Below are 14,193 nucleotides of genomic sequence, written 5' to 3'. Positions count from 1 at the left end.
ATTCTGGATTATTTTCTATTTATGAACAATGCAAGCAGATCCAAAAGAAAACTGAAAATACCATTGTTAAAACATGGCTCTAAATTAGCGTGAAATGCTATTAATTTATAAAGTATATATGAAAATTTTAATTAAATAACTTACCAAGTTATTTAAATTTAATTAAAACACTAAACAGGCAGATTTTGGGTCGTGACGCAGATTTATTGATAATGATGAAGAGTAAGATACCAACCGATGATCTTATCGTGCATTTCCTCTGACTTCGAAAAGCAAATTGTTCTGCGGGTCAGTCGTTTGATATGTGTGCGAAGATTAAGATTATGTCGTTCTGTCCGTTGGGTATATTTCTTGCTCACCACGTGGCTTGTTGCACTTAACAGAACTTTATAAACCGGCCACGCATCTGTCATATAAAAGGCAATGTTAAATTTGCTTAACAGGGCCAGCAATCGTCGCAGGGGCGGGGCATTTCTCGGGCCGAAGACGTGGGCCAGAGCACGTTTGCGGATACGGTCATAAGCATAGAACAACCACCGGGGATTGCTTTTACACCGCACGTAAGACCATTGTTCACCGGCTTCACAGCAGATAACAATCTCCGTTTCGGGGTCGATATTCTCAGCTACCTGCTTTGGCGAAATTTTTTTACGTGCCGCAGAACCGTATTGAGGCTGATACCGAGAACCCGTGCGGTATCGCGACATCCGTAACCATTCATGGCCATATTAACAATGGTCTGGTGTGTGTCTGGTTTGGCACCGGAGTAGCTAAAGTTGAGCAGAAAGGTCTTTGAACAATGCTTGCAGATGTAACGTTGGGCACCGGATGCTGAATGTCCGTTACATCGTACAGCATGAGTTTCATTGCACTGAGGGCAGACGACATCAACTTTAGCCATATGTTACATCCAAAGCGCAAAGCATACGTGATCAGCAAGTCTGCGTCACGACCAGATTTTGAACGAAAATACCGCTGAACTATTTATTTCCTTCCCTTCCAAAAATTTAATCGCCCCAAAAAAAAGCCACCCGAAGGTGGCCGTGAGACAGTCAATGTAATATCACCTGGGTGGAAGGACTGCTTTCACCGCATCGCCAATATCTGCCAGGCTACGCACAGTTTTCACCCCTGCGGCCTCCAGTGCAACAAACTTCTCGTCTGCTGTACCTTTGCCACCGGCGATGATCGCCCCGGCATGGCCCATACGCTTACCTTTCGGCGCGGTCACACCCGCGATGTAACCCACAACTGGCTTAGTGACATGCTCTTTGATAAAGGCGGCCGCTTCTTCTTCTGCGCTGCCGCCGATTTCGCCAATCATCACAATCGCTTCGGTTTGTGGATCGTCCTGGAATAATTTCAGGATATCGATAAAGTTGGAGCCTGGGATCGGGTCACCGCCGATACCAACACAGGTAGACTGGCCGTAGCCAATATCCGTGGTCTGCTTAACGGCTTCATAGGTCAGGGTACCAGAACGGGAAACGATACCGATACGGCCGGGTTTATGGATGTGACCCGGCATAATGCCGATTTTACATTCGCCCGGCGTGATAACGCCAGGACAGTTCGGCCCAATCATTCGCACACCCGCTTCATCCAGCTTAACTTTCACGGTCAGCATATCCAGCGTCGGAATGCCTTCAGTAATGGTGATAATCAGCTTGATACCCGCATCAATGGCTTCCAGAATACCGTCTTTGCAGAACGGTGCCGGAACGTAGATAACCGATGCCGTTGCGCCGGTCGCTTCCACAGCCTCGCGCACGGTATTGAACACCGGGAGGCCCAGATGCTCGGTACCGCCTTTGCCCGGTGTTACGCCGCCAACCAACTGCGTCCCGTAAGCCAGCGCCTGCTCAGAGTGAAACGTTCCCTGGCCACCGGTGAAGCCCTGGCAAATTACCTTGGTATTTTTATCGATCAAAATGGACATTATTTCCCCTCCGCTGCGGCAACAACGCGCTGCGCCGCGTCGCTCAGGCTGGTTGCTGCAATAATATTCAGACCGCTGTCCGCCAGGTTTTTGGCACCCAGCTCGGCATTGTTTCCTTCCAGACGCACCACTACCGGTACGTTAACACCAACCTCCGCCACCGCGCCGATAATGCCATCGGCAATCAGATCGCAGCGTACGATGCCGCCGAAGATGTTTACAAATACCGCTTTTACCGCATCATCCGACAGGATGATCTTAAATGCTTCTGTTACGCGCTCTTTGGTCGCACCGCCGCCCACGTCGAGGAAGTTCGCCGGCTGGCCACCACTCAACTTAACGATATCCATGGTACCCATCGCCAGGCCCGCACCGTTGACCATACAGCCGATATTGCCTTCCAGTGCCACATAGTTCAGTTCCCACTGTGCCGCATGCGCTTCACGGGAATCTTCCTGGCTTGGATCGCGCATTTCACGCAGTTCAGGCTGGCGGAACAAGGCATTGCCATCGACACCCAGTTTGCCGTCTAGGCAAATCAGATCGCCCTGTTTGGTGATCACCAGTGGGTTTATCTCAACCAGTGCCAGATCGCGCTCCAGGAACAGCGTTGCCAGTCCCATAAAGATTTTGGTGAACTGCCCAACCTGCTTGCCGCTCAGACCCAGCCTAAAGGCCAGCTCACGACCCTGATAAGGTTGAGGACCGGCCAGCGGGTCCAGCACCATTTTATGAATCAGATGCGGGGTTTCTTCCGCAACTTTTTCAATCTCAACGCCACCTTCCGTCGAAGCCATAAACACCACGCGGCGCGTGCTGCGATCGACTACCGCTCCCAGATACAGTTCCTGGTCGATATCGGTTGCCGCTTCCACCAGAATCTGGTTAACCGGCTGGCCGTTGGCATCGGTCTGGTAAGTGGTCAGGCGTTTGCCCAACCAGTGTTCGGCAAACGCACGGATTTCTTCTTTGCTTTTAACCACTTTCACACCGCCCGCTTTGCCGCGGCCTCCGGCATGAACCTGACATTTCACTACCCACGGACCGGCACCAATCTTGGAGGCGGCTTCTTCTGCTTCACGTGGCGTGGTGCAGGCATAACCAGTTGGTGCCGGTAAGCCGTACCGTACAAACAACTGTTTTGCCTGATATTCGTGTAAGTTCATGGTGTTCTGTCCATTAAGATCGGAAAACGTGGCCGATGCCATCAGGGAAAAATGGTCGACCATACACAGGAACAAATGCGGTTTCTGCCGCATCTGACAGGAATTAAACGTCCAGCAGCAAGCGAGACGGGTCTTCCAGCAGCTCTTTTATTGCCACCAGATAGCTGACCGATTCTTTGCCGTCAATCAGGCGGTGATCATAAGACAACGCCAGATACATCATCGGCAGGATTTCCACCTTACCGTTGACGGCCATCGGACGGTCTTTGATCGCATGCATACCCAGAATGGCACTCTGTGGCGGGTTGATGATTGGCGTGGACATCAGCGAACCAAATACGCCACCGTTGGTAATAGTAAAGTTACCGCCGGTCAGCTCCTCGACGGTCAGCTTCCCGTCACGGCCTTTTATTGCCATCTCTTTGATTTTTTTCTCAATGTCGGCCATACCCAGCGCATCAACATCTTTCAGTACCGGCGTCACCAAACCACGCGGAGTGGATACCGCAATGCTGACATCGAAGTAGTTGTGGTAAACCACATCATCACCATCAATAGAAGCATTCACTTCTGGGAAGCGTTTCAGTGCTTCAACCACCGCTTTCAGGTAGAAAGACATAAAACCCAAACGCACGCCGTGACGCTTTTCGAACGCTTCGCCATACTGCTTACGCAGGCTCATGATCGGCTGCATATTGACTTCATTGAAAGTCGTCAACATCGCAGTGCTGTTTTTCGCTTCCAGCAGACGCTCGGCCACGCGCTTGCGCAGGCGGGTCATTGGCACACGTTTTTCACTGCGGCCCGCCAGAGAAGACGCCGGCGCGGCAATAGCCTTTGCTGACTGATTAGCAGCGCTTTCTGGTTTTTTCGCCAGGTGATTTTCAACATCTTCGCGGGTCAGACGACCGCCGACACCGGTGCCTTTAATTGCTTGCGGATCAAGACTATGTTCGGCAATCAGACGACGGGTCGCCGGACTGAGCGCCTCGTTGCTTTCATCAGACAGCGAGGCGGTCTGGCGTTGAGCTGGCGTGGATTCTTTTTGTTGAGCTTTGGCAGAACTTTCTTTACCGCCGCTGTTACCCTCTTTCAGACGTCCCAGTTTATGACGTGACATGACGGTCGCACCTTCATCTTCCAGGATGGCTTCCAGCACGCCGTCAGCAGATGCCGGAACTTCCAGCACCACTTTATCGGTTTCAACCTCAACCAGCACTTCATCACGCTGGACGGTATCACCTGGTTTCTTGCGCCAGGTTGCCACGGTGGCATCGGCAACGGATTCAGGCAGGTCGGGAACGAGGATATCTACGCTACTCATTATTTTTCCTTTAATTAATTAACGTTCAGCGCGTCGCTGACCAGATCTTGCTGCTGTTGCTGGTGAACGGACATATAGCCTACTGCCGGGGAAGCGGAAGCAGGACGACCGGCATAACGTAATGAAGCGCCGAATGGCACCACTTCGCGGAAATGATGCTGACTACAGTACCAGGCACCCTGATTAAGCGGCTCTTCCTGGCACCAGACAAAATCGTGTACGTGCGAGAAAGGCTGCAGCTTTTCCTGTACTGCTTTGTGCGGGAACGGATAAAGCTGTTCAATGCGCACAATAGCCACATCGGTTTGCTCGTTTTTACGACGCTTTTCCAGCAGGTCGTAATAGACTTTGCCGGAGCAAAGCACCACACGCTTAACACCCTGCGGATCAATATCGTCGATCTCGCCGATTGCGGGCTGGAAGTCACCAGTTGCCAGATCATCGAGGGAAGAGACGGCCAGCGGATGACGCAGCAGTGATTTCGGTGACATCACCACCAGCGGACGGCGCATCCCGCGCAGCGCCTGGCGACGCAGCATGTGGTAAACCTGCGCGGGCGTCGATGGCACGCAGACCTGCATGTTCTGTTCCGCGCAGAGTTGCAGATAGCGCTCAAGGCGTGCGGAAGAGTGTTCCGGCCCCTGCCCTTCGTAGCCATGCGGCAGCAACATCACCAGGCCACACATCCGGCCCCATTTCTGCTCGCCGGAGCTGATGAACTGATCGATAACGACCTGCGCGCCGTTGGCAAAATCACCAAACTGCGCTTCCCAAATAGTCAGGGTACGCGGTTCAGCGGTGGCATAACCATATTCAAAAGCCAGTACCGCCTCTTCCGACAGCACAGAATCCCACACTTTAAAAGTGCCCTGACCATTGTGGACGTGCTGTAGCGGGGTGTAAGTCGAGCCGTTTGACTGATTGTGAATGACCGCGTGGCGATGGAAGAACGTGCCACGCCCCATATCTTCACCAGAAAGTCGGCACGAGACCCCCTCATCCACCAGCGTGGCATAGGCGAGATTTTCCGCGGCACCCCAGTCGAAAAGCTTATTTCCCGCCGCCATTTCAGCACGGTCGTTATAAATTTTTGCCACGCGTGACTGCATTTCGATGGCATCAGGGACCTGGCTGATACGTTTTGCCAGCTCCTGCAAACGTTTCGGGTCAAGGGTGGACGGATAGCTCTCATCCCATTCGTGATTAAGGAACGGCGACCAGGTGGAAGAATGCAGACTGAGTGGACGACATTCCGACACCACGCATTCGCCCCTATCCAGCGCATCACGATACAGGTTGACCATTTCCGTGGCATCTTCCAGGCTGGCTACCTTTTCCTGTTCGAGGCGGTCAGCATAAAGCTTACGCGGCGTAGGATGCTTTTTGATTTTCTGGTACATCACCGGCTGAGTCGCACTTGGCTCATCGGCTTCGTTATGACCATGACGGCGGTAACACACCAGATCGATAAAAACATCGCGTTTAAAGGTGTTACGGAAATCCAGCGCCAGGCGGGTAACAAAAGCAACCGCTTCAGGGTCGTCAGCATTGACGTGGAAAATGGGGGCCAACACCATTTTGCCAATGTCAGTGCAGTATTGTGTTGACCGGGCATCTTTTGGATTCGACGTGGTAAAACCAATCTGGTTGTTAATGACGATACGCACGGTGCCGCCCACTTCGTAACCCCGGGCCTGTGACATATTCAGGGTTTCCTGTACCACACCCTGTCCGATCACTGCTGCATCACCGTGAATGGTTATCGGCAGAACCTCACGACTGTCCTGCTCGTCGAGCCTGTCCTGGCGGGCACGCACAGACCCCATCACTACCGGGCTGACAATCTCAAGATGTGACGGGTTAAACGCCAGCGCCAGATGCACCATGCCGCCATCGGTTTCGACATCGGATGAAAAACCCATGTGATATTTAACGTCACCAGTTCCAAGATGTTCTTTGTGCTTACCGGAGAACTCGTCAAACAGATCCTGCGGCTTTTTACCCAACACATTGATCAACACGTTCAAACGACCACGGTGGGCCATGCCCAGTACTACTTCGCGAATGCCGTTATTGCCCGCGTGCCGGATCATTTCATTGAGCATCGGCACCAGCGCATCACCGCCTTCCAGAGAGAAACGTTTTGCGCCGGGGAATTTCGCGCCCAGATATCGTTCCAGACCTTCTGCTGCGGTGAGCTGTTTCAGGAACCCCTTTTTCTCCGCGTCGGAAAACGATGCCTGGCCCGCGACCGATTCGATGCGCTGCTGGATCCAGCGCTTCTCGTCGGTATTGGTGATATGCATATATTCCGCGCCAATGGAGCCACAGTATGTCTGCTTGAGCAGGCTGTAGAGATCCGACAGCTTCATAGTATCTCTACCGAACGCGAAGGAGCCTACGTTAAAGGTTTCCTCGAAATCGTCCTGTGTCAGCTCGTGAAATGCCGGGTCGAGATCCGCCACTGTTTCCTGCTTCCACAGTCCTAACGGGTCGAGATTAGCCTGTTGATGGCCACGAAAGCGGAAGGCATTGATTAACTGGAGAACTTTGACCTGTTTGGCATTGATCTCGGGATCGCTGACGGTAGCCGTGTAGCGAGTGGCATCTTTCGCCAGGCGTCTGAAGTATTCGCGGGTGGAAGAGTGGAACTGTTCGGGCTTAACACCTTGCCCCGGAAGCCGCTGAAACAAGGATCTCCAAGCGTTATCAACAGAGTCAGGATCGGTTAAATAATCCTCATAGAGTTGCTCGATGTAGGTCTGATTCGCGCCAGCCAGCCAAGAGGAGTCCAGCCAGGGTTTCATCGCGCTGTTCTGCATTGTGAGCCCTTAAGCATTTTGTGCTTTTTTCGCCATGGTTATTTAAAGGAACGAAGTCACCGTTCCGCACCGCATAAGCGGCTTGCCCTCGACTGTATTTCGCAAAAACGAAACGCAGCCTGAAAGTTCATCGATACGAGCACAGTACGCGCTGCTGGCGATCCGGCCCGTAAGGGAACCCTGGCAAGGCATCGTTAATTAACTGCCCAATATCTTGCCAGGATTTCCCGTTTAAACATCTTAAACATCCGGGAACCTGAAGGTTCCCGGATGGGTCATGCTAGGCACCGCGCTGTAACAGCATCGACTTAATATGGCCAATTGCACGCGTCGGGTTCAACCCTTTTGGACATACGCTCACACAGTTCATAATGCTGTGGCAGCGGAATACGCTGAAAGCATCGTTAAGATTATCCAGACGCGCACTGGTTTCGGTGTCGCGACTGTCAATCAGAAAACGGTAAGCGGCCAGTAGTCCGGCAGGCCCGATGAATTTATCCGGATTCCACCAGAATGACGGGCAGGATGTTGAACAGCACGCACACAAAATACATTCATATAACCCATCCAGTTTTTCACGCTGTTCAGGCTGTTGAAGGTGTTCACGTGCTGGAGGATTTTCTCCATTATTCAACAGGTAAGGCTTAATCTTCTCATACTGAGTGTAGAATTGCCCCATGTCCACCACCAAATCACGGATAACCGGCAGGCCTGGTAACGGACGGATCACAATTTTACGTTTTCCCCCGCCAAGGACCGAAATCGGCGTGATGCAGGCAAGGCCATTTTTACCATTCATATTGAAACCGTCTGAGCCGCAAACGCCTTCACGGCAGGAACGACGAAAGGCCAGGGTAGGATCTTTCTCTTTCAGGCGAATCAGCGCATCCAGCAGCATCATGTCACGTCCGTCCTCGGACTCCAGGCTGTAATCCTGCATACGGGGCGCGTCGTCTACGTCCGGGTTGTAACGATAGATAGAAAATTCGAGTTTCATCGTCTTTTTCTCCGCAAACTAGTAGGTACGCGCTTTCGGCGGGAAGGCCGCGCGCAGTTTAGGCTGCATGTTTACCTCGCGGCGCGTCATGCTTTCGCTTTGCGGCAGGTACAGGCTGTGACATAACCAGTTTGCATCGTCACGCTCGGGATAGTCGAAGCGGCTGTGTGCGCCACGACTTTCAGTACGGAAGTTAGCCGCGACCGCTGTGGCATAGGCCGTTTCCATCAGGTTGTCCAGTTCCAGACATTCAATACGCTGCGTGTTGAAATCCGGTGAACGATCATCCAGACGGGCTTTTTTCAGGCGTTCACGCAGCACTTTCAGCTCGGCAAGACCCTTGGCCATTGCGTCACCTTCGCGGAAGACCGAAAAGTTGTTTTGCATGCAGGTTTGCAAGGCTTTACGCAGTTCGGCAGGATCTTCACCTTCAACGTTATTGTTCCAGCGATTCATCCGCGCCAGAGAAGCCGCGATCTCCTCATCAGTGGCGTCCAGAAGTTCACCCTGCCCCTGAATAGACTCTTGCAGGTGCAGGCCAGCAGCGCGACCAAATACCACCAGGTCAAGTAATGAGTTGCCACCCAAACGGTTAGAACCATGTACGGAAACGCACGCAATTTCACCCACGGCAAACAGGCCCGGCACCACCACATCTTCACCCTGTTCATTAAGGGTGATTGCCTGTCCGGTGACTTTGGTTGGAATACCGCCCATCATATAGTGGCAGGTTGGGATAACCGGAATCGGCTCTTTCACCGGATCGACGTGAGCAAAGGTGCGGGACAGCTCAAGGATCCCCGGCAGACGTGCTTCCAGCACTTCGTGGCCGAGATGATCCAGTTTCAGCTTGATATGCGGTCCCCACGGGCCTTCACAGCCCCGGCCTTCACGGATTTCGATCATCATCGAACGGGCCACCACGTCACGACCAGCAAGGTCTTTGGCATTTGGCGCATAGCGTTCCATAAAGCGCTCACCGTGTTTGTTCAGCAGGTAGCCCCCTTCCCCACGGCAGCCTTCGGTCACCAGCACACCAGCGCCAGCGATACCGGTTGGGTGAAACTGCCACATTTCCATATCCTGCACTGGTACGCCCGCGCGCAGCGCCATGCCAACACCATCACCGGTATTGATATGAGCATTGGTGGTGGACTGGTAGATACGGCCTGCACCACCGGTCGCCAGCACCGTGGCGCGGGCCTTAAAGTAGACCACTTCGCCATTTTCAATATTCAGTGCAGTACAGCCAACAATGGCACCATCGGCATTTTTCACCAAGTCCAGCGCGCACCATTCAGAGAAAATGGTGGTTTTATTTTTCAGGTTTTGCTGATAAAGCGTATGCAGCAGCGCATGACCGGTACGGTCAGCCGCCGCCGCCGTGCGTGCCGCCTGTTCGCCGCCAAAGTTTTTCGACTGGCCACCAAAGGGACGCTGATAAATGCGCCCATCGTCCAGTCGGGAGAAAGGCAGGCCCATATGTTCCAGCTCCAGAATCGCCTCCGGGCCAGTTTTACACATATATTCAATGGCGTCCTGGTCACCGATATAGTCGGAACCTTTCACTGTATCGTACATGTGCCATTCCCAGTTATCGTCATGGGAATTGCCCAGCGCCACGGTAATGCCACCCTGCGCAGATACGGTGTGAGAACGGGTTGGAAAAACTTTTGATAACAGGGCGCAGCTCTGGCCCGATTGGGAAATTTGCAGTGCGGCTCGCATACCTGCACCGCCTGCGCCGATAACAACGGCGTCAAATTCTCTGACTGGCAACTTCATGTTACGCTCCCCACACCACAATAGTTCCATAAATTGCATAGACTAACAGCACAACCACCACCGCGAACTGCAGCAACAAACGCAACGCCAGCGGCTTAATGTAATCTGTCAGTACCTGCCAGGTGCCAATCCAGCCGTGTACCAGAATGGAGAACAACGTCAGCAGGGTGAATACCTTAGTAAAGGAAGAGGAAAAAAATCCGCGCCAGATATGCCAGGTAAGATGATCTGACATCGCAATAAAACCGAGGATATAAAGAACATATAGGGTCATGATCATGGCAGCGGCACGCAACAGCAGCCAGTCATGAACGCCATTGCGACCCAGTGCAGAAGCATTGCTTACCATACGAGGACTCCAGCCAGAATTGAAAGCACGACAGTGATACCAAAAGAAATTTGCGCCGAGTACGCACCCGTTGGCAATGTCTCACCCAGCCAGCCGACGTCCATCAGCAGGTGACGTATGCCGCCGACGATGTGATACGCCAGTGCGGTCAGAATGCCCCAGAAGATGAATTTAACAATAAAGCTGTTCATAACGGCAGAGGCCTGGAGAAAGCCTTCGGGTGAAGAGAGAGATAAACCCAGTAACCAGAGAAGTATGCCCACGGCCACAAAGGTAATCACGCCAGATACACGGTGGAGAATTGACGCAATTGCAGTAACAGGAAACCAGATCGTTGAGAGATCCAAATTGACAGGTCTTTGTTTTTTCACGGTTTTGCCCACACAGCCTTTCTTATTTTTGCTTCCTCCGGTCCTGAGGGCAGGTCAGGCAGCGTTATACAGTGCGCCAGGCACTAAAACGACAACGTCCAGTGTCAAAACGCCGCGCAAAAAACGCTGGATGGCTCCTACGGCAGGGTGTTCCGGAAACCTTGCGGAAGTATAGGGGGTTCACAAACCCATTACAATTCCCCTACAAACATCTTGGGAACATTTGCCCCGAACAGTGATCACTCTCACATTTTCATATTTAATACAAATTAAATCAACTGATTTGACAAAAGTTCAACATAAGTGTTACAAGTTGACGATAAGATCTCATGATTTACAAAAGTTATGAGTATACACTTTCCCGTAAGCACAAGTTATGTAACATTGGTAAATCGCACATAATAAGTATCAGGTAATGGTTACCTGCCCGTTAAGACCAGACCGGATCTTTAACAACCGCGTAATGATGTCAGTTCTGCCCTCCGAGGCGTGAGCCCTTCACTCTGTACCCTGCACATTATAAAGATGCCTCAGAGTGGAATATGTGCCCCTGAACACAACCGCAGACAAACTGGCTTATGAAGGTGTGAAAGATCCACCGATAAGGCGCTAAGGAGACTGTAAATGGCTGATAAAAAGGCAACGCTTAACCTACCCGGCGAAGCGGCTATTGAACTTGATGTGCTGAGTGGCACATTAGGCCAGCAAGAAATTGATGTCCGAGCTTTGGGTTCTAAAGGCTATTTCACTTTCGATCCAGGATTCACCTCCACTGCGTCCTGCGAATCCAAAATCACCTATATTGACGGTGACGAGGGTATTCTGCTTCATCGTGGTTTTCCTATTGATCAGCTTGCCCTTCACTCTAACTACCTGGAAGTGTGCTATATCCTGCTCAATGGTGAAGCGCCAACTAAAGAACAGTTTGATGAATTCAAAACTATCGTAACCCGCCACACCATGATCCATGAGCAGATACATCATCTGTTTCGTGGCTTCCGACGTGACTCACACCCGATGGCGGTTATGTGCGGCGTGACTGGCGCACTGGCAGCTTTCTACCATGACGCCATGGACGTCAACATCGAACGTCATCGCGAAATTGCCGCCTTCCGCCTGCTGTCTAAAATGCCGACGGTTGCCGCAATGTGTTACAAATATTCAATTGGTCAGCCGTTCGTTTATCCGCGCAACGATCTTTCTTATGCCGGTAACTTCCTCAACATGATGTTCTCCACGCCATGTGAAAACTATGTGGTGAACCCGGTGCTTGAGCGCGCCATGGACCGTATCCTGATCCTGCACGCCGATCACGAACAGAATGCATCCACCTCTACCGTGCGTACCGCGGGTTCTTCTGGCGCAAACCCGTTTGCCTGTATCGCGGCAGGTATCGCTTCGCTGTGGGGGCCTGCACATGGTGGTGCCAACGAAGCCTGCCTGCGTATGCTGGAAGAAATTAGCACGGTTGATCACATTCCTGAGTTCCTGCGTCGTGCCAAAGACAAGAATGATTCCTTCCGCCTGATGGGCTTCGGCCACCGCGTGTATAAGAACTACGATCCGCGTGCGACCGTAATGCGTGAAACCTGTCACGAAGTGTTGAAAGAGCTGGGTATGAAAGATGACCTGCTGGAAGTCGCCATGGAACTGGAGTATATTGCGCTTAACGATCCCTACTTTATTGAACGCAAACTCTACCCGAACGTTGATTTCTATTCAGGACTGATTCTGAAAGCAATGGGGATTCCTTCCTCGATGTTTACCGTCATCTTCGCCATGGCCCGCACCGTAGGCTGGATTGCACACTGGAAAGAGATGCACGATGACGGCGTTAAAATTGCCCGTCCGCGTCAACTTTATACCGGTTACGACAAGCGTGATTTTAAATCCAATATAGCGAAGTAACTCTGCTATCGCGCCGCACCTGCGGCGCTTTTTTTATTTCTGGCAGCCCGGACACCGGTAAAACGTGCGTGTGTCGTTTTCTCAATGTTTCCCCCGCATCGCTCACACCCCTTACCTGCCCGATGAACAACCTTAAAACTGAATAACACCCTGTGGTGTTTATTTTCCTTTCCCTTCCCGCGCGTCTGGTAAGACAAACGTGGAATATCACCTAGCGTATCCGACAGTGCTGCCAGCTGCCGGGGAGTCAGGTCCTGCGCATGGTGCCGGGGTGCCAAACCTGCCTGCCAGAGAATCTCCACCCGCAGATATTGCCCAACCCGGCGAGGAAGGACTGTTCGAGCAGCAAACTGCTAAACTGGTGCCGCCGGGAACGGGAAGGCAGCAGTCGTTCGGCCACCTCTTCTCTGGTTAAGGTCATATCCAGCACGTCCGGGCCTGCACGCAACAGAAACAGATGGGCCACCAGCGTATCGGCATTCAGTAGCTCAATATCCGACGCGCTGTAAAGCAGTAACGTTTTGTCCTTCGTCGTCAGCCGCAGGCGCAGTACGCGATTTGTCTCAGGCTCTTTACCGGTGCTGACCACGCGCCAGACGCCGTAAAGCTGGTTATGGGTGTAAAGAACTAACCCGTTAGAAAAATGAGTCAGCATGGCTTTTCCACGCGTTTCAATCGCCTCAATCCGTTCGCCGCCCGGCGAAGGTTCATCGGTTTTTAGCTGCGGAAAAGCAAACCAGACCGCCGTCAGCGTTTTTCCTTTGATCGCTTTTTTCAGTTTGTCCGCCGCACGGCGGATTTCCGGCCCTTCTGGCATTTATCTCATCCTTTTACGGTTAATGTGTTGCGCCGCCTTCCTGGCGTATATCATGTTCCACGCTCAGGGCAATACTTAGCACCATTTCCAGCGGCAGCGTCACCGTCGGTAAGGACATGCTGGCAACACAACCTGCCTGATAACCTGTCCGGGCAGATAAGGAATATGGATAAAACCATCGCACCGCACTTTAGCTTTGTGCTTTTTAAGATGTATTAGTCACGACGTGATCTGACACCGGACTCTGAAAGGTTGAGAGCTACCGGTTTTGATATGGGTGTCGAATCCTTATACAAAACACGAGGTCACTCTCATGCTTGATACTCACAATCCTGTCATCAAACACAAAGCCGGCCTGCTCAATCTCGCCGAATAACCCGGTAACGTCTCAACAGCCTGTGAAATCATGGGCGTGTCACGCGACACCTTCTACCGCTATCAGGAACTGGCGACAGAAGGTGGCATTGACGCACTGGTTAACCAGAACCGCCGGGTGCCCGGCCTGAAAAACCGCGCCGATGAAGCGACTGAATGCGCGGTTGTTGAATATGCCGTTGAGTTCCCGGCCCCAGGGCAGCACCGGACCAGTAATGAGCTGCGTAAAAAAGGCGTGTTTATCTCCGGCAGCGGCGTGCGCGCCATCTGGCAACGGCACGATCTGGAGAACTTCCACTGCGGCATTCTGAAAAGCAGAATTTAACTAAGTTATTCCTGT

Annotated in this window: 11 protein-coding genes and 2 pseudogenes; 2 read left to right on the top strand and 11 right to left on the bottom strand. The window is 52.2% G+C overall.

The annotated features are described in order from the left end of the window. Positions 1-203: 203 nt before the first annotated feature. The 9 genes from LU633_RS08995 to sdhC form a co-directional block, all read right to left on the bottom strand. A protein-coding gene (locus LU633_RS08995) for an IS1 family transposase (protein ID WP_233482013.1) occupies positions 204-901 on the bottom strand; the annotation gives its coding sequence in 2 pieces (ribosomal slippage) (positions 204-652 and positions 652-901; 699 coding nt in all). 162 nt (positions 902-1,063) lie between these two features. Beyond that, positions 1,064-1,939 (bottom strand): succinate--CoA ligase subunit alpha, encoded by an 876-nt coding sequence (gene sucD / locus LU633_RS08990; RefSeq protein WP_016191961.1) that lies wholly within the window; start codon positions 1,937-1,939, stop codon positions 1,064-1,066. Further along, entirely contained in the window at positions 1,939-3,105 is a 1,167-nt protein-coding gene (sucC, locus tag LU633_RS08985; protein WP_016191960.1) for an ADP-forming succinate--CoA ligase subunit beta, read from the bottom strand. The genes sucD and sucC overlap by 1 nt, the downstream gene beginning before the upstream one ends. Before the next feature lie 103 nt (positions 3,106-3,208). Continuing rightward, positions 3,209-4,429: a 2-oxoglutarate dehydrogenase complex dihydrolipoyllysine-residue succinyltransferase gene (odhB, locus tag LU633_RS08980; RefSeq protein ID WP_016191959.1), complete on the bottom strand. Its 1,221-nt coding sequence runs from the start codon at positions 4,427-4,429 to the stop codon at positions 3,209-3,211. 14 nt (positions 4,430-4,443) lie between these two features. Further along, positions 4,444-7,251, bottom strand: a complete 2,808-nt coding sequence (gene sucA / locus LU633_RS08975) for a 2-oxoglutarate dehydrogenase E1 component (protein WP_016191958.1) — start codon at positions 7,249-7,251, stop codon at positions 4,444-4,446. A 280-nt stretch (positions 7,252-7,531) separates the two neighbouring features. Continuing rightward, positions 7,532-8,248 (bottom strand): succinate dehydrogenase iron-sulfur subunit, encoded by a 717-nt coding sequence (locus tag LU633_RS08970; protein WP_016191957.1) that lies wholly within the window; start codon positions 8,246-8,248, stop codon positions 7,532-7,534. Positions 8,249-8,266: 18 nt separating this feature from the next. Next, positions 8,267-10,033 (bottom strand): succinate dehydrogenase flavoprotein subunit, encoded by a 1,767-nt coding sequence (gene sdhA / locus LU633_RS08965; RefSeq protein WP_016191956.1) that lies wholly within the window; start codon positions 10,031-10,033, stop codon positions 8,267-8,269. Between the two features lies 1 nt (position 10,034). Next, complete coding sequence (gene sdhD, locus LU633_RS08960; RefSeq protein ID WP_016191955.1) at positions 10,035-10,382, bottom strand: succinate dehydrogenase membrane anchor subunit; 348 nt, start codon at positions 10,380-10,382, stop codon at positions 10,035-10,037. Further along, positions 10,376-10,765: a succinate dehydrogenase cytochrome b556 subunit gene (gene sdhC / locus LU633_RS08955; protein WP_016191954.1), complete on the bottom strand. Its 390-nt coding sequence runs from the start codon at positions 10,763-10,765 to the stop codon at positions 10,376-10,378. Before sdhC ends, sdhD begins: the two co-directional genes overlap by 7 nt. A 612-nt stretch (positions 10,766-11,377) precedes the next feature. Between sdhC and LU633_RS08950 the strand changes: the two genes are divergently transcribed. Continuing rightward, positions 11,378-12,661: a citrate synthase gene (locus LU633_RS08950; RefSeq protein WP_016191953.1), complete on the top strand. Its 1,284-nt coding sequence runs from the start codon at positions 11,378-11,380 to the stop codon at positions 12,659-12,661. Between the two features lie 33 nt (positions 12,662-12,694). On the opposite strand, the pseudogene nei reads toward LU633_RS08950, so the two are convergent. Both nei and LU633_RS26160 read right to left on the bottom strand, forming a co-directional pair. After that, positions 12,695-13,478, bottom strand: a pseudogene (nei, locus tag LU633_RS08945) (endonuclease VIII). A gap of 99 nt (positions 13,479-13,577) precedes the next feature. Next, on the bottom strand, positions 13,578-13,667 hold the full coding sequence (locus LU633_RS26160; protein WP_157275251.1) for a hypothetical protein: 90 nt from the start codon (positions 13,665-13,667) through the stop codon (positions 13,578-13,580). Between the two features lie 124 nt (positions 13,668-13,791). Between LU633_RS26160 and LU633_RS08940 the strand changes: the two are divergent. Continuing rightward, positions 13,792-14,148 (top strand): annotated as a pseudogene (locus LU633_RS08940) (helix-turn-helix domain-containing protein); the annotation flags it as partial. Positions 14,149-14,193 lie beyond the last annotated feature (45 nt).

The organism is Erwinia tracheiphila (genome assembly GCF_021365465.1).
In the GTDB taxonomy this organism is placed as follows: Bacteria; Pseudomonadota; Gammaproteobacteria; order Enterobacterales; family Enterobacteriaceae; genus Erwinia; species Erwinia tracheiphila.
The sequence above is the reverse complement of the archived record's forward strand: the minus strand, read 5'-3'. Positions and strand labels throughout refer to the sequence as shown.

Bases quoted from the DNA above. Each gene is read 5' to 3' on its own strand.
- sucD (WP_016191961.1), bottom strand. From the start codon at position 1,939: ATGTCCATTTTGATCGATAAAAATACCAAGGTAATTTGCCAGGGCTTC.
- sucC (WP_016191960.1), bottom strand. From the start codon at position 3,105: ATGAACTTACACGAATATCAGGCAAAACAGTTGTTTGTACGGTACGGC.
- odhB (WP_016191959.1), bottom strand. From the start codon at position 4,429: ATGAGTAGCGTAGATATCCTCGTTCCCGACCTGCCTGAATCCGTTGCC.
- sucA (WP_016191958.1), bottom strand. From the start codon at position 7,251: ATGCAGAACAGCGCGATGAAACCCTGGCTGGACTCCTCTTGGCTGGCT.
- LU633_RS08970 (WP_016191957.1), bottom strand. From the start codon at position 8,248: ATGAAACTCGAATTTTCTATCTATCGTTACAACCCGGACGTAGACGAC.
- sdhA (WP_016191956.1), bottom strand. From the start codon at position 10,033: ATGAAGTTGCCAGTCAGAGAATTTGACGCCGTTGTTATCGGCGCAGGC.
- sdhD (WP_016191955.1), bottom strand. From the start codon at position 10,382: ATGGTAAGCAATGCTTCTGCACTGGGTCGCAATGGCGTTCATGACTGG.
- LU633_RS08950 (WP_016191953.1), top strand. From the start codon at position 11,378: ATGGCTGATAAAAAGGCAACGCTTAACCTACCCGGCGAAGCGGCTATT.